Origin of the sequence: Novosphingobium sp. NDB2Meth1, assembly GCF_900117425.1 — a bacterium.
Taxonomy (GTDB): Bacteria; Pseudomonadota; Alphaproteobacteria; order Sphingomonadales; family Sphingomonadaceae; genus Novosphingobium.
The window spans coordinates 139,280-154,378 of sequence record NZ_FPEH01000019.1 but is presented as its reverse complement, the minus strand read 5'-3'; the positions used below and the strand labels follow the sequence as shown (position 1 = coordinate 154,378).

The window sequence follows — 15,099 nt, the reverse complement described above, 5'->3', positions numbered from 1 at the left end:
ATGACGCTGGAAACCCTCGGCTCGGTGAGCCATAACCCCATTGTCAGCCTGCCAGCTCTGGCTGCCTGACCCGAACCTGATCCTACTGCGGATCGACGGTTCCTACACCACCCCGTGGGACACGACCCTGCAAAGGAAGGGAGGTGGGCACACCCTACGCGACTTGTCGTAGGTGGGAAGTATCAGAAATAGATGCCAAAATTTGTGATTTCGATCCCTTTGGCGCGTTTCCGTCACATTGACCTGCAAGGCGCTTTTGCACGTCAATCTACCGTACAGGGAGGCGAAGACGGCGCGGTTCCTTGCCTCTAATGTTCTTGACATGTTCCAAATGTCGACGTAATCTGCCCATCACTTTCGCAGAGTGACCAGGCTCCTTCACTTGAAGGAATCTGTCGAATGTCACGTCCCAAATGTCTCCAAGCCTACGTCTCTGACGAGCTTGCTACCCGTGCCCGCGCAGCAGCTTCTGCCAACGGGCTCGCGCTCAGCGAATGGCTGCGCACAGTCATCGTTCGCGCCTGCGATAACGACCTCTCGGTCGCCAGTGATCGCAACGTCATGCTCCGGCTCTACCGCCAGTCGCTCTTCGCCATGGTTGGGGTTGATGCCCTCCTCGCGGGCCATAGCGATCATGCTTTGCGCGAGCGGGTGCATACCGCTTTCGCTGCCCGCTGCCGCGCCGCCGGCGTCGCTGAAACCACCGACGAGGGAGGCAGCCATGAAGCGTGACCTCGGCAATTTCACTCGCGGTAGCCAGCTCATCGAGCACTTTGGCTTCATGTTCGCAGCGGGTCTGAAAGGCCCGCTGATCATTTCCCTCATCGTTATGTGCTGGATGACCTGGTGGACCGTCTCGGAAGGCATGTCCGACCACGAAGTCTACCTCGCGTGGATGCATGTCTACGGCGTCGGCTACCGCTTCATGGAGTTCGATCCGGCGCACGATGTGACGGTCCGGACAGCGTGGGGAAGGGCCGTGACCTTTCCCATTTCGCTGCTCGATATCTACCCGCCGGTGGTGCGCGCCTGGCATCATTTGCTAAAGCTGGTCGGCATGGCTCTGGCCTGGTCGACCGTGATCCTAGTGCCGGTGTTTGTGGCGTGGGTCTGGTTCGCGTCGCGGTTTGGCGGCAAGGCCAAGGAACGCCGGCATGAGCGCGGCGCCAAGCTGACGAGTCTCCGCGATCTCGAAACCCGGATCCGGAGGCATAACAAGGCGGAGCAGCGCAAGGAGTGGAGCGCGAAGCTCGGCAACGAGTGGCGCTTTTGCAGTGCTGCACAACTCGCACGCGCGTTTCCCTATCGGCCTTCGAGCATTGCCGGGGTGACCTATCCCTGGCGGCTGGAACAGAGCCACGCCATGCTCATCGGCACCACCGGCATGGGCAAGACCGTTGCGCTCTCGGACATGATCGAGGAGGCCCGGGAGCGCGGACACCGCGCGGTGATCTTTGACCTCACCGGACACTTCATTGAGCACTTCTACGATGCCTCGCGCGACGTAATCCTCAATCCGCTCGATGCGCGCTGCCCGCGCTGGAGTGTGTTCGACGAGTGCCGCGACGAGGCCGAGTTCACGGCCGCTGCCGAGGCGCTGGTGCCCCACGATGGGGGCGGCTCGGAACAGTTCTGGGTGCTCGCCGCGCGCCTGCTGTTCGTCGAGATGTGCCTCAAGCTCCGCACCCGCGGCGCCGACAGCAACGACGCTCTGGCGAGGGAGCTGATGACGGCAGACCTCGCCCAAGTGCACAAGCTCATGCGCGGCACAATCGCCGATCCGCTGACCGCACCCGAGGCCGCGCGAATGGCTGAATCCATCCGCGCGGTGTTCAATGCGAATGCCAAGGCTCTCAAGATGCTCCCCCGAAAGGGAAAGCCTTTCTCGATGCGCAAATGGATCGAGAGCACCGATGACGGTGGTGGGTTCGTCTTCATCTCGGCCCGCTACGTCGATCTCAGCGTTTGCTCCCAGCTCCTCACCGTCTGGCTTGATCTGGCGATGAACACGCTGATGACCCTCGATCGCACCCGTGACCTGCGCATCTGGTTCTTCATCGACGAACTGGGGGCGCTCCACCGCCTCCCTGCGCTTGAGAAGGGCCTGCAGACCGCGCGCAACTTCGGCGGCGCGATCGTCACCGGCATCCACGCCTATGCGAAGCTCAAGGAGGTCTACGGCGACAACATGGCCATGACCTTGTCCTCGCTTGCCCGAACCAAACTCGTTCTCGGGACCGGCGATGCCGACACCGCCACATGGTGCTCCGACTTCATCGGCCAGAGAGAGGTGCGGGACATGGACGAGGGCTACACCTACGGTTTCAACAACGCCCGTGATGCCGTCAGCCTGACCACGCGGCGGCATATCCAGCGGCTGCTCCTTCCCGACGACATCAAGGACCTGCCTCGCCTTGTCGGGTACCTCAAGTTTCCCGATGGCTTTCCCGCAGCGGAGGTCAAACTCACGCCGGTCGACCGTCCGATGCGTTCGAAAGCGTTCATTCGCAGGGCAGCTGATCCCTTCCCGAATCGGCTGATTGCGCGAGAATTGGCGAATGGAAGCACCGGCGAGGACTGGACGGGATCCTCGGCTCAGGAGCACACGTCATCCAATGATGATGGTGCGGGCAGAAGGCTCGATCCGCGCCAGGGTCTGCTGCCGCTTGTTCCCCGCGAGCCGGAGAACGGTGAGGGTGACGAGCGCGTCCAGCATCGCGGCAGTCTGACGGATCAGGCCGCTGCTATCGGTCTGGCGAAGGGGGATGCTACTCGCCCAGCTGTGCCGCGCGAGGGTCAATCGGCAGACGAGATGGCGGGCGTTCAAGGTGCAGGGTCTGTGCCGACCCGCGGTACCAGCCCGGAAGCTGCGAAGGCCAGTGGCAACAGTGAAGTGCCGGACAAGTCGGCGCCAATCTATGGCAGGTCGTCGGCAACTGACACCAGTCCGGCGCAATCAGATCAGCCCCTTTCAGAAGCACCCCTGGCGCTGACCGACCCCCGCCGGATGGCACTCGAAGGGGACGCATCTGAGGAGCGTCATACACCTCGCGAGGCTCGCGATGTCGGAGAGTTCGACATCGAGATCTGAAGCGTCAGCTTCCTCTGATCGAGGTCACTGCCCATGCTGTCCGTTGCCAATGTCCGAACTGCCGGTGGAGCTGCCCGCTATTTTGCCGCCGACAACTACTACACCCGCGCTGATGCCGATCGTTCGGGTGAATGGTTGGGCAAAGGCGCGGACAAGCTGGGGCTTTCCGGCGAAGTCGATGCCAAGACCTTCGAGGAAATCCTCAAGGGGTTTCTGCCCAATGGGACCCGCCTTGGCACCGACAAGCGCGAACACCGGGCAGGAACCGACCTTACGTTCTCGATGCCCAAGAGCTGGTCGCTGCTCGCCCTCGTGGGCGGCGACCGGCGCATCCTTGAAGCCTACACCGAAGCGGTCAAGGAGACACTCACATGGGCCGAACGCAATCTCGCCGAGACCCGCATCGAGGTGCGCGGCAAGGACAAGGCCGTCGCGACCGGCAACCTGACCGTCGCGCTCTTCATGCACGATACGAACCGCAATAAGGAGCCCAACGCGCACATCCACGCGGTGGTCGCCAATGCGACGCAGGGCCCCGACGGCAAGTGGCGCGCCCTGCGCAATGACAAGCTGTGGGAGCACAACACCCTGCTCAACGCGATGGCGATGGCCCGCTTCCGGATCTCGGTCGAGCGCCTTGGCTATGAGGTTGGTGAGGTCGGCAAGCACGGCAACTTCGAAGCGGTCGGTGTCCCGAAATCCGTGCGCGAGGTCTTCAGCTCGCGGCGGGCGGAGGTTCTCGAAGCTGTCTCCCGGATGGAGCATAAAGGGCCTCGCGCGACCGACGCCGCAACGCTCATGACGCGTGCCGAGAAATCGGCGGTCGAGGACCGGTCAGCGCTGGTCAGCGCGTGGAAAGAGAAGGCCAGATCTATCGGCTTTGATCCCTCCGTCGTCATGGCGAGGGCCAACGCGCGCGCGGCGCAGGGCCTCGGCGAGGTCGGCAGACTGTCCTCGGTCATGCGCGGGACCGTTACCAGGGCGCAGGACCTTGCGGCCGCGCTCGCCGAGCGCTTTGGGCTCAGGGAAGGCGATCCGTTGATGCCTCGGGATCTCGCCAAGCGGTCGCCCGAACAGGTCGCGGCAGCCCACGCTGTGGCGTCCGCGCTGCGGCATCTCGCCGAGCGCGAAGCGGCGTTCTCGAAAGTCGATCTCTACCGCGCAGCGCTGGGTTTTGGCCTTCCCGCAGCCTTGCCGGCGATCGAGCAGCGGGTGCAGCAGCTGGTCCGGCAGGGTGCGCTGCAGCGGGGTGCCGGGGTCAGCCAGGGCATGCTGACCACGAAAGACGCGGTCGCATCCGAGCAGCGCATCGTGGCCGCCGTGGATGAGGGCAGGGGGAAGGCATCGCCGATCATCACCGCCGATGCGGCCGGTGCGCGGCTGCAGAGCCTCTCGCAGCTGAGGTATGGCATCACGCTCAATGCTGGGCAGGAGGCCGCCGGTCGTTTGCTGCTGGGTTCCACCAACCGGATTGTGGCGATCCAGGGCGTGGCCGGTTCCGGCAAGAGTACGGTGCTCAAACCCGTGGCCGATATCCTGCGGGAGGAGGGCAGGGTGGTGCTGGGCCTCGCCGTACAGAACACTCTGGTGCAGATGCTTGAGCGCGACACCGGCATCCCGTCGATGACCGTCGCGCGCTTTCTGCGCCGCCATCAGGATCTGCTCGAGGGCAGCAATCCGGCCAGGCTTGCCGAGGCGCGCGCGGAGATGAAGGGCGCGGTGATCCTGCTCGACGAGGCTTCCATGGTCGGCAATGCCGACAAGGAAAAACTGGTCCTTCTCGCCAATCTTCTCGGTGTCGACCGCTTCGCCAGCATCGGTGACCGCAAGCAACTGGGTGCAGTCGATGCGGGCAAGCCCTTCGATGTCATGCAGCGCTCCGGCATCGAAACAGCGACGATGGATGCCAACATCCGCGCCCGCAGCAAGGCCTTGCGTGCTGCGCAGCAGGCAGCTCAGGGCGGGCGGATCGATGACGCGCTACGGCACCTCGGCAAGAATGTCGTCGAGGTCGGTGAAGGGGCAGCGATCGAAGCGGCGGCGGCGTGGCTCTCGCTTGCGCCTGTCGAGCGCGAGCGAACTGCGATCTATGCCTCTGGCCGTGCTATGCGCAGCGAGGTCAATGCCGCTGTTCAGAGCGGGCTAAAGGTCAATGGCGAACTGGGTCAGACGGCACTGAGGCTGGACGTGCTCTCACGCGTCAACAAGACGCGCGAGGAGCTGCGCTATGCATCCAGCTATCGCCCGGGGATGGTCGCCGTATTCGACCGCGACAATCGGGCGCAAAAGCTAGGGAAGGGGACATACACGGTCATCGAGAGTGACCGGCAGCGGGGGTCGGTAACCTTGGAGGGTGAAGGCGGGAAGCACACAGTGCTGAAGGTCGATCGCCTTCGTCCCAATGGTGACTACGATCCGCTACGGCTGTTCGAAGTCAAGCGCCTGGACCTACATGCAGGAGACCGCATTCGCTGGACTGAGACCGACCACAGACGGGGGCTCATCAATGCCGACCAGGCGCGTATCACCGCGATAGGCCGGGATACAGTATCGCTGGTGACCTCGACGGGCATTGCGCATGATCTGCCGGCCAGCGATCCGATGCTGAAGCGGCTTGATCTGGCTTATGCGCTCAATGCCCATATGGCGCAGGGGCTCACGTCAGACCGCGGCATCGCGGTGATGGACAGCCGCGAACGCAATCTCTCGAACCAGCAAACTTTCCTCGTGACCGTCACCCGCCTGCGCGATGGGCTAACCCTCTTCGTCAACGATGCCTCCCGGCTCGGTGTGGCCATCGCTCGCAACACGGGCATGAAGCGTTCTGCCCTCGAAACCGTGGGCCTGCTGCGCGAGGCAGCCGCTTCCGGTCTTGCGAGAGGGAAGTCCGAGGCAGCGCTGCAGAGCGAGCCTCCCGTGCTCAAGGAACCGCCTGAGCGCGAGAAAGCGATGGTCAAGCCGTTCGAGATGGGGATCTGAACGGGTGGGATCAGACTTTGCGGCCGAACCAGAGCACGCGGCCGACGATGTTCACCGAGCGCCGGTCGAGGCCCTGCCAGCTGGGGTATGCGGAATTGTCGCTGACCACGGAAATCTTGCGGCCCTGCGGCTCGATGGCCACCCGTTTGACGTTAAGAGCACCGTCCATCCGCAGGACATAGATCCCGTCGCGCAGCTTGGACTGATCGTCCGCAACGTCGACAAGGACCTCGTCACCATCGTGCAGCGTCGGTTCCATCGAATCTCCGACCACCTTGATGATCGAGAGGCTGGCGGGCTTCGCCTGCGTGAGCTTGCGCAGCCACTTCTCGTCAAACCCGAACTGGCCCGCCTGGCTTTCTGCGCCGGCCAAGGCGCCGTGGCCCGCAGATGCCTCGACATCGAGAACTGGGATCTGGACGAGCTGGATGACCGGAGTATGCCGCGCAACCGGGCCGCCCAAGAGCGCCTCGTCCACGCCGAAAAACTGCGCCAGGATCTGGCGGTCCTGCTCGTCCAGATGGCGGGGGCTGCCCTTGCGCAGATACTGCTGGATGTAGGACACGTTGCGACCCAACAGGCGGGAGACAGCCGAGTAGTTGACGCCGCGCTGGCGGATCAGCTCGTCAAGCGTCGTGCGGGGATCTTCCATGGTCTCTGTTCCTGCGATTCTAAGAAATGATCCTAGCGCTAGGAAACATCCTTAACAAGAACAAAAAGTGAACTTTATCTGCGCAGATGCATCTAAAGCGATTTGGGTTGTAAGGTTCCGGGCAGAAGGGATCGGGGTGCGGCTGCCGGGAAAAAGCAGGCCGTAGGCGACCAACTTACACCCATCAAGCGCGCCATCATGAAGGTCAGCTAGTCCCGAAACCCGCTGTTGGGTCCGGTTTGAGCGGACGCAGAGCCGCAAGCGCATTTGCCCATGATTTCAGATGCCGCATTGCTAGAGTACAAACTCCCCTTGGAAGGGCGGGTCTGTGCGACTCCGCGGAGGATAGATCAGGCTGACGATCAGCCACTGGTCGGGAAATCGATGGATGGTGCCCATCAGGAACATTAGATCCGCACTGGGCAATTTCTGCTCGATTTTTTCGCGCAAAGGGCGTTCCCAATTGGCTTTGTGACGATTGCGGCAGTTCCAATAGAGCGCTCCGATCTCCCAGTCGGCGATCTTGTGACGATAACTTCGTGTCTCGCCACCCACTTCACATTCATAGCGGTAGTGGAAGGCAAAAGGGAGCTTGCGCAGCGTCTGGAAAGCGCGCGCGTCGTCGTCGTCGAACAAGCCGGCTTGCTGCTGATGTTGAACAAGTTTCCTAAGTTCCTCGTCAGTCCACTCCGCCTGGTCTACAGCAGTAATGTCTAGGCCGAGCACTTTGCTTGGCCGCACCAGCCCTAGCGTGATGCCGTCGGCCTCGCGTTGGCGATCGAGTTCGGCAAAATCGGTGAACAGCGGGAGCTTGCTGATCTCACGCCGGCGCACTTCCCAGTCGCGCGCGGTTGACAGCGGCGCGCCATCAAGAGCGATGGTGTCGACATAGATCTTGTGACTCTCGGGCCGCCTATCGTCGTTCGCCTTGTAGATCTGCGCCGAGATCCACTGCCATTTCTTGAACTGCTGGTCGTCGCGGATGAGTCGAAAGGGGACAGGGAACAACCTGATTAGTTTACCATCCGCAGTCATTCCAGCAACGCAGGACGTCTCGGCATGCTTCTCGCTGGGCGACGGATAAGTCTTGCATAGTATCAATATGCGTTCGCGCCGTGCTCCCGCCACTTATCACCTCCCAGATCCGCAGCCGTGGAGAAGTTAGCATCGAAGGGAAGCAGGCGCTATGTTCACGCGGTGGTTGGTCTTGTGCTTCCCACAGCAGAATTCTTGTCCACGCCCAGATTGCGTACTTCGAAGTTTACAAGCTTTCGCATTTCGTTCGCGACGATCGTACGATGGCATTCCTTCGGCTTGCGCTCGAAGCAAAGAAGCACAGAGGTTTCCCTAAGGGCTAGTTCGATCGCTTCCTGCAGGGCGCGCTGACCGGCTTCCAAGGCGAGGTGAGCATGGTAGATTTCGACAAATGCCGGATAGTCGCCCCGCCGCATAGCATCGCGCCCAGCTTTAGGGTCGCCCAGCGGTTTAAAGTGCGAATAGCTGATACCTTGCCCTGTAAGAGCGGTGCCGAGAGATCCCTTCGAGAAGCCAGGCTTTCGGGAGACTGGAACATCGCGGATGTCGATCACGCGTTGGATGCCGCAAGCCTGCAGAGTCTTCAAAAATGGCGCGATCTCTGCCCCTTCATAGCCGATGGTATATACAATGCGGCGCATCTTGGCTCCTTCGTTCGCGGGCCCATAGCCGAAAATCGAGTCGATAGTGAGGCAGTTTCGGTAGAGAGCTGCAAAGCTGACTCGGGTCAATCAAGGGGCGGCAGGAATTTGCCGAACAGTGGATGGGTTCTCGATGGATCAGCATGAGCAATACCAGCTTCTCGTCGATCTCGATAAGGAGCTCCTGGTTGGCGGGGTAACGCTGTTTGAGTGGTGCGTCCTTATAGTTCGGGAAGCCGCATACAGTTGTCAGCGACAACGGCACCGAGCTGACCTCGTCGCCCATCCTGCGCTGGTCGCAGGAGCGACGGGTCGAGTGGCCTTACATCGCCCCGGGCAAGCCAATGCAGAGCGGCTTCGTCGAGAGCTTCAACGGGCGGCTCAGGGACGAATGCCTCAACGAGACGCTGTTCACGTCGCCGCCGCATGCCCGGTTCGTGCTTGATGTCTGGCGGTACGACTACAACCACGTCAGGCCGCACTCGAAATTGGGCGGGAGAACCCCCGCCGAGAAAGCTGGCAAACCTGTCAGGGGGCATGCCCCCAGACAGGTTGCCATCACCTCAACCGACCATCATGTAGGAGGCGGACTCTACCTCTGACTGGTAACAATCAGGGGAGCACGTCACTGCGATTACACTGATGCTATCAGGATCTACCAAAAAGACCGCTAGTAAGCGTCCGGAGCACGACGCATACCGCCAACATAGCAAACATTCGCAAGGTATTGCTTCACCGTCAAAATCAGCCGTTCGTTTATCTCTTCCGTCACTGATTGATTTCTCCCGCCGAAGGTACGAACTTGACGTGATGTTCTCTGACCGCTGAGCATTGGACGGGGCATGCGACTATGACTGATCCGATGGTCCAAGACCTCTACGTAATGCAGAACGAGTTTGGCTGCATCAAAATTGGACGTAGCATCGATCCGTGGCGGCGCGTTCACGCGCTTCGCCAATCCGAGCACTGCCGAGTTGAGTTGATCGCGGCATTCGAGGGCGGGGGCGAGGACGAGGAAGCAATGCATATTGAGTTGGACGCACACCGGCTGGAAGGTGAGTGGTTCGATGGATGTGATGAAGCTCGCAAAGCCGTCTCCGAGATTTTCGGTTCCGAGCATCTGGAGTGGAAGTTCGAGCACGATCCCGTGGGCAGAGAGCGCTGGCTGACGCATCTTCGAGTATCGCGCGAGGCATCAGCCATACGGAGCGTGATTGCTCGCGTTCTAGAGATGCTGCGTCGAGCGAAGGAAGGAAGCTACATCTTCGACAGCTACATCTTTTTCTGCCGCTTTGTGGCTGAACACGGGCGTCGTCCGGCACTCATAGGGGCGGAGAAGAACGGCAGAAGTCTTACCCTATGGCGCGACCCGGAAACCGAAGATGCCGGGGAGGTTCCAGCTTACACATCGAGCATCGACCTAGCGTTGCTTGCTTGGCCTGATGATTGTCGGCCAACTTCATGGGAAGGAACCGTAATCGATTGCTGTATTGAAGCCCTCATCGCACTCCGCAAGGCGCTTCCAAAGGTGCCGCGCATGGCAGGAGTAGCCCGCTAATTTCCTAATGAATTAATTGCTCAGCCGGTCCGCGGTTGACGCCGCCAAGATTGTTGTCGTTCAGACCCGCGAACTGCTTAGCTGAAAGTGGCCCTCCATTCAGCGATCGACTAGAACCTGTTCGTTCGACTGGTTATATCTTGAAATCTTTCGTGGCCAGTAAGACGGTTGCGTGCGCGAAGAAACATCGGGGCAAAAAATTTTGCGACCGGATTTCCGATTGAGCTTGACCTCTTCTTGAGCCTGACATGGACCCGTCATTTCACGATCAGGAGCCGCAGGAGACCACCCAAATGCGAGCGGCACCACTGATGTGCTTCCGGAAAAGCGGTGAACGCTATACCCGCCACCAGGCAGTGGAAAATGAGATCGCGCTCGCTCTCGACATGCCTCATACCGTCTGGTGTGACCAATCTTGGCGGATCGAGACCCTAGTTCATCTCATCCGGCTTCGGCGACGCGACAACGATCCGCATGTTCTGGGCATACTTACATATCAATTTTTTGAACGGGTGAAGCCGATCGTCAACCGCTGGTCACGGGGCTACGGCCCAGCCGATAGCGAAGAAATACAGATTTCGGTTGCGAATGAACTCGGCGATCTGCTCAATGAAGCGCCTCCGTCACGGACGGCCGAATATCTTGAAGTCGACGCAGCAACCGTCGTCAAGCAGGCGACGCTCCGTGCAATCGGGCCAGGCCGTCCGAAGGCGCAGGCATTTCAGTCCGCAGATCGAGATGAAGATGGGCAGTACACGCCGATAGTCGAACGTCTTGCGTCAGAGGAACTTAACGCAGAAGAGCATTTGCTCGCGGAGGAAGAGGACGAAGCTGGCGGCGCTCTCAGGTATCTCAACGCGGTGACAGATCCGCGGCACCGGGAAGCCTTTATCCTACGGCACATTTACAACTGGCCGCTCAAAGATGGCCCGGATGGCGTACCTACCCTCTGCGAGAAGTTCAAACCGGTGAGCGAACGCCAAATTCGAAACTGGATAAACACTGCAATTGAGCAAATGCGCGAAGCGCATGGAGAAGAGTCATGAACCGTGTGGATCAGCCTACGGCGGATGACGTCATCCTTGACCTCCTCATCGACGGCGTCGAGCCGACGCATGAGAATCTCGTGGTGGCGATCGCCGCCTATCCCCAGCATCGCGATGCGCTGGTGGCGTTTTTCGCCAATCTTGCCGTGCAAACGGCTTTGAAGGACGAGCCGGCACCCTCTGACTGCAGTGTTGAGCAATTTGCGAATATTGGCGTGAGCCGAGTTCTGGTCCGCCGTCACGAGGAACCGGGACAAACCTCAACGGATATCGACGACACAAGCGGAGAGATTGAAATCAAATCAATGCCTCCGCGCCTCTCGCAGCTGATCCGTGCGCGCGGCCTTACGGAAGACGAGGTCGCCGTCCGTGTCGGTCTCGATGCGGGATTGATGATGAAGCTGGACCGACGCCGCATCGTCGGGCGGCGTCCTTTGGAAATGTTCCGTCGGATCGCCGGGGAAATTCGCTTGCCGCCAGCGCATGTGATTGCCTCGGCCACCGGCGCGCCAATCCCGTCCTCCAGGGGCAATCTGCGCAAGGCCAAAGGGCCAATTAAGATCGAAACCGAGACGTTCGAAGTGGCCATCAATGCCTCGACGCTATCGGCTGATCTCAAGGCCTTCTGGTTGCGGCAACTCGCGGACTCGGATGAACCGGCGGTATGAGCGTCTGGTCCGAACTGCGCAGTCAGGCTGCAGCTTGGCATGACGAGCTGAACCCTCAGGCTGGCCTGCTTCGGGCCGACGAACTCCTCGCCGCGGCCACACTGGCCAGCGGCGTCAAGATCTTAGTGCTGCCCAAGGACGATGCGCTGCTGGACAACACCGAGGCGTCCTATGATCCAGACGGTCCGAGAATTCTGGTCTCGGCCGCGCTTAGCGACGAGGACCGCGCCTTTCACGTCGCTCACGAATTCGGGCATCACAGACTGCACCATCCCAAAGGCGGTTGCCACGATGATGATGTCGATCCCTATGCTATCGCCGAGCCCGAAAGCTCGGCGGTAGGGGAGAGCGACGCCTATAGCCCGAAGCAGCGCCGCGAAGCGCAGGCAAATGTCTATGCCCGCGAACTTCTGCTGCCACGTCGGCGCCTCAGGACCGAGTGCATCGCGCACAAGCTTACGGCGGACGCTATCGCCGGCGATCTGGGCCTTCCCCTCAATCTGGTCCAGCAACAGATGGCCGATGCACTCTTGCTACCCGAAGATCGGCCGCCAGATCCTGATGGTGCGCGTCCGTCGCTGGATGCCAGTCAGCGACTTGCGGCAGAGGCGGATCCGGGGCCCGTGCAGGTGCGAGCCGGACCTGGCACCGGCAAAACGCGCACTCTGGTGGCCCGGGCAGCATGGCTCATATCCCGGAAGGAGGCCGATCCGGCGTCCATTCTTGCGCTCACCTATTCCAATGCTTCGGCCGATGATCTTTCACGCCGGCTACGTCTCGAGCTTGGAGGCGTTTCGACCGCGGTCTGGTGCAGCACGTTTCACGCCTTTGGGCAGGAGCTGCTGCGCCTCTATGGAGATCGGCTCGGCCTGCCCGGTTCACCGAAACTCCTAGACCGGGCGGACTCGCTGTTCCTCCTGGAGTCCGAACTCGAGCACCTCAAGCTCGACTATTATTTTGATCTGCAGGAACCGTTACGCGGGCTGAAGTCGGTTCTGAACGCCATATCGCGCGCCAAGGATGAGCTGTGCGACCCTCAGACCTACCATGCGCGGGCGCAGGCCATGCCGGAGGGCGAAGCTAGGGACAAGGCCCTTGAAGCGGCCCATATTTATGCAGTCTACCAGAAGGCGCTTGAAACCCGGGGGTGGGTAGACTTCGGCGATCTTATCGCCCGGAGCGTGGAACTGCTGAAGACCCACGCCGACGTCGCTGCCGACATCCGCCAGACCTACCGGCACATTCTGGTCGACGAATATCAGGACATGAACAAGGCGAGTGCTGCCTTGCTCAAGCAACTTGCCGATCCTGCTGTCGGTCCTTGGGTCGTCGGCGATGTCCGGCAATCGATCTATCGGTTCCGCGGCGCCTCGCCGCTCAATATGAGCCGCTTCGCCGACGCTTTCCCTGGTGCTGACTTCAAGGATCTGGAGGTAAATTACCGCTCTGGTGGGCGAATTGTCGGCCTGTTTGAACGCTATGGGCGAACGATGACGGCCGCCGCCTTTGCTTCCAAGAGCGAGCTGACGCCGAACCGCGGCAAAGATAGCGGCGAAATCGCGTACCGCGTTGCCACCGAACGCGAAACCGAAGCCGAAGGGCTGGCCCAGGAAATCTTGACGCGCCGTACCGAGCAAGACGGGTTCAGCCAGCACGCCGTCCTGGCGCGGACCCACGGCGTACTCAGCACCCTGGCAGCGCATTTCCAGCGCGCGGGCGTGCCGGCGCTGTATTTCGGCGACTTCTTTGAACGGCCAGAAGTGCGCGACCTCTTGTCTTTGATCTCCCTTGTCGGAGAGCGCGACGGTGTTGGCCTGCTCCGTGTTGCCCAGTTTTCGCGCTACGCAGTGCCTGTGCCAGACATCTTGGAGATGTTTCGCTTCAGGAAGGACGCGGACATCGCCATGCTGACCGCGCTGAGACGCGCAAACGAGGTCACCTTGTCGCCGGAAGGCCGAGCCGGGTTTTTGCGGTTGGCGGATGACCTTGGCAGCGCCGACTTCAAGACCTCGCCGCACGCCCTCATATCCGCCTTCCTGTTTGGCAAGGCGGCCGCGATCTACAGCGCACCCCTTGCCGGGGCAGACGTGGCAGCGCAGCAGCGCCAGCTTGCTGTCTATCAGCTTCTCACCCTGGCGTTCGGCCACCGGCCAACGGGGAATCGCAGCCACAATCGCGACTTCCTCGAGCACATCCGCCGCCTTGAGGTTCTCGACGAAGAGAAGGAACTCCGCCGTCTTCCGGCCGCAGCGTCAGGCATCGATGCGGTCCAGCTGATGACGGTGCATGCCGCCAAAGGGTTGGAGTTCCAGCACGTCTACATCCCATCGGCCAGCCCATCATATTTCCCGCCGAACGCCCGGCCTAATCTCTGCCCGTTGCCGCCAGGCATCGCGGAGGAGGACGCGCTTATGACAAGCGAAGCAGAAGAAGAAAGCCTGATGTTTGTGGCCCTCTCACGCGCAAAGGATCGCCTGACCGTGTCCCGAGCCAACCGCTATGGCGGATCGTCGAGACCCAACCCGTCGAAGTTGCTAAAGCCGCTTTCTTCTGTTCTGGCGCCCGGAGGCGAGCCTGCGCCGCAGTGGACAGCTGTCGGGCCGACAGGTCCGAGCCCTGTGCCGCAAAGGGCTGCTAGCGGCATGTCACCGGAGCTCGCTGTTACCGCCCTCGAAGATTATCTCGCCTGTCCTAGACGCTATTATTACGGTGAGGCTTTGGGACTTTCGCGCCGGCTCGCGGACACACCATACCTGCGATTTCATGGTGTCATCCGCGGGGGGCTGGATTGGTTGCGCGAACAACCGGCCCGGTCGGCCGCCGACGTCGCGGTCCACCTAGACACCACTTGGTCGGAGCGCGGCCCCGTCGACCACCCCGCGGCGATGCATTATAAGGACACCGCGCAGCGGATGCTCGTCAATGCCGGCGCAGCCATGAGCGGTCATGCCTTAAAGACCGAGCGGCGTCTGACAATCGAGGGGGTTACCATCATCGCCCGGGCCGATCACATACAGAAGGCCGGAGGCGGAATCGTCATCCAGCGGATGAAGGCCGGACGGCTTGCTAAGACCGGAGAAACGCCCAAGGCCCGCTATGCGCTCCTGCAGGCCATGGTGAAGCAAGACGAAGGGGTTGCAGCCAGCTTCTTGCATATCTCGCTCCTCGACGGAATGCAGAAGGACGCCACTGCCGCCGCCGGCAAGCTGACCGAGGCGCTCGACGGGGCAGCGGAGGCGTTGAACGCGATTGCGGCAGGTCTGTTTGATCCCAAGCGTAGCAGCCGTAACTGCCCGACTTGTCCCTTCTTCTTCATCTGTCCTGCGGACGGCCTGCGCCCCTAGTAGGAAATCCGGCTGACCGATTTCCGATTTCGCGTCGAGCCTTCTTGAACCTCTTGCGGCGGTAAAAACTGCCCCGCCAACCAAG

10 protein-coding genes and 1 pseudogene are annotated in these 15,099 nt (G+C 61.1%); 8 read left to right on the top strand and 3 right to left on the bottom strand.

What is annotated here, in order from left to right:
• Window positions 1–399: 399 nt before the first annotated feature.
• Genes NDB2M1_RS15405 through mobF form a run of 3 tightly spaced genes read left to right on the top strand, consistent with a single transcriptional unit; the run spans window position 400 to window position 6,070 of the window.
• Complete coding sequence (locus NDB2M1_RS15405) at window positions 400–732, top strand: hypothetical protein (RefSeq protein WP_072383722.1); 333 nt, start codon at window positions 400–402, stop codon at window positions 730–732.
• Window positions 722–3,091, top strand: a complete 2,370-nt coding sequence (locus tag NDB2M1_RS15400) for a type IV secretion system DNA-binding domain-containing protein (protein ID WP_072383720.1) — start codon at window positions 722–724, stop codon at window positions 3,089–3,091. The genes NDB2M1_RS15405 and NDB2M1_RS15400 overlap by 11 nt, the downstream gene beginning before the upstream one ends.
• Before the next feature lie 33 nt (window positions 3,092–3,124).
• The gene (mobF, locus tag NDB2M1_RS15395; protein WP_072383717.1) at window positions 3,125–6,070 is read left to right on the top strand and encodes a MobF family relaxase; all 2,946 of its coding nucleotides are present in this window, start codon (window positions 3,125–3,127) and stop codon (window positions 6,068–6,070) included.
• A gap of 10 nt (window positions 6,071–6,080) precedes the next feature.
• Here the strand turns inward: mobF and NDB2M1_RS15390 are convergent, their stop codons facing one another.
• From NDB2M1_RS15390 to NDB2M1_RS15380, 3 genes are all read right to left on the bottom strand, one after another.
• Window positions 6,081–6,722, bottom strand: coding sequence for a S24 family peptidase (locus NDB2M1_RS15390; protein WP_072383715.1), 642 nt, complete (start codon window positions 6,720–6,722; stop codon window positions 6,081–6,083).
• Window positions 6,723–7,016: 294 nt separating this feature from the next.
• Window positions 7,017–7,757, bottom strand: coding sequence for a hypothetical protein (locus tag NDB2M1_RS15385; RefSeq protein WP_253185906.1), 741 nt, complete (start codon window positions 7,755–7,757; stop codon window positions 7,017–7,019).
• 155 nt (window positions 7,758–7,912) lie between these two features.
• On the bottom strand, window positions 7,913–8,398 hold the full coding sequence (locus NDB2M1_RS15380; RefSeq protein WP_072383712.1) for a DUF488 domain-containing protein: 486 nt from the start codon (window positions 8,396–8,398) through the stop codon (window positions 7,913–7,915).
• Between the two features lie 230 nt (window positions 8,399–8,628).
• Between NDB2M1_RS15380 and NDB2M1_RS15375 the strand changes: the two are divergent.
• The 5 genes and pseudogenes from NDB2M1_RS15375 to NDB2M1_RS15355 form a co-directional block, all read left to right on the top strand.
• Window positions 8,629–9,000, top strand: a pseudogene (locus NDB2M1_RS15375) (integrase core domain-containing protein); the annotation flags it as partial.
• A 248-nt stretch (window positions 9,001–9,248) separates the two neighbouring features.
• Complete coding sequence (locus NDB2M1_RS15370) at window positions 9,249–9,956, top strand: GIY-YIG nuclease family protein (RefSeq protein ID WP_072383710.1); 708 nt, start codon at window positions 9,249–9,251, stop codon at window positions 9,954–9,956.
• A gap of 248 nt (window positions 9,957–10,204) precedes the next feature.
• On the top strand, window positions 10,205–11,002 hold the full coding sequence (locus NDB2M1_RS15365) for a hypothetical protein (protein ID WP_072383708.1): 798 nt from the start codon (window positions 10,205–10,207) through the stop codon (window positions 11,000–11,002).
• The gene (locus tag NDB2M1_RS15360) at window positions 10,999–11,670 is read left to right on the top strand and encodes a hypothetical protein (protein ID WP_072383699.1); all 672 of its coding nucleotides are present in this window, start codon (window positions 10,999–11,001) and stop codon (window positions 11,668–11,670) included. Before NDB2M1_RS15365 ends, NDB2M1_RS15360 begins: the two co-directional genes overlap by 4 nt.
• Window positions 11,667–15,014 (top strand): ATP-dependent helicase, encoded by a 3,348-nt coding sequence (locus NDB2M1_RS15355; protein ID WP_072383697.1) that lies wholly within the window; start codon window positions 11,667–11,669, stop codon window positions 15,012–15,014. The genes NDB2M1_RS15360 and NDB2M1_RS15355 overlap by 4 nt, the downstream gene beginning before the upstream one ends.
• The last annotated feature ends 85 nt before the right edge of the window (window positions 15,015–15,099 follow it).

What these genes read in the sequence shown, in the direction of transcription:
- NDB2M1_RS15370 (WP_072383710.1), top strand. Translation starts at nt 9,249, where the DNA reads ATGACTGATCCGATGGTCCAAGACCTCTACGTAATGCAGAACGAGTTT.
- NDB2M1_RS15385 (WP_253185906.1), bottom strand. Translation starts at nt 7,757, where the DNA reads ATGACTGCGGATGGTAAACTAATCAGGTTGTTCCCTGTCCCCTTTCGA.
- NDB2M1_RS15390 (WP_072383715.1), bottom strand. Translation starts at nt 6,722, where the DNA reads ATGGAAGATCCCCGCACGACGCTTGACGAGCTGATCCGCCAGCGCGGC.
- mobF (WP_072383717.1), top strand. Translation starts at nt 3,125, where the DNA reads ATGCTGTCCGTTGCCAATGTCCGAACTGCCGGTGGAGCTGCCCGCTAT.
- NDB2M1_RS15355 (WP_072383697.1), top strand. Translation starts at nt 11,667, where the DNA reads ATGAGCGTCTGGTCCGAACTGCGCAGTCAGGCTGCAGCTTGGCATGAC.
- NDB2M1_RS15400 (WP_072383720.1), top strand. Translation starts at nt 722, where the DNA reads ATGAAGCGTGACCTCGGCAATTTCACTCGCGGTAGCCAGCTCATCGAG.
- NDB2M1_RS15365 (WP_072383708.1), top strand. Translation starts at nt 10,205, where the DNA reads ATGGACCCGTCATTTCACGATCAGGAGCCGCAGGAGACCACCCAAATG.
- NDB2M1_RS15380 (WP_072383712.1), bottom strand. Translation starts at nt 8,398, where the DNA reads ATGCGCCGCATTGTATATACCATCGGCTATGAAGGGGCAGAGATCGCG.
- NDB2M1_RS15360 (WP_072383699.1), top strand. Translation starts at nt 10,999, where the DNA reads ATGAACCGTGTGGATCAGCCTACGGCGGATGACGTCATCCTTGACCTC.
- NDB2M1_RS15405 (WP_072383722.1), top strand. Translation starts at nt 400, where the DNA reads ATGTCACGTCCCAAATGTCTCCAAGCCTACGTCTCTGACGAGCTTGCT.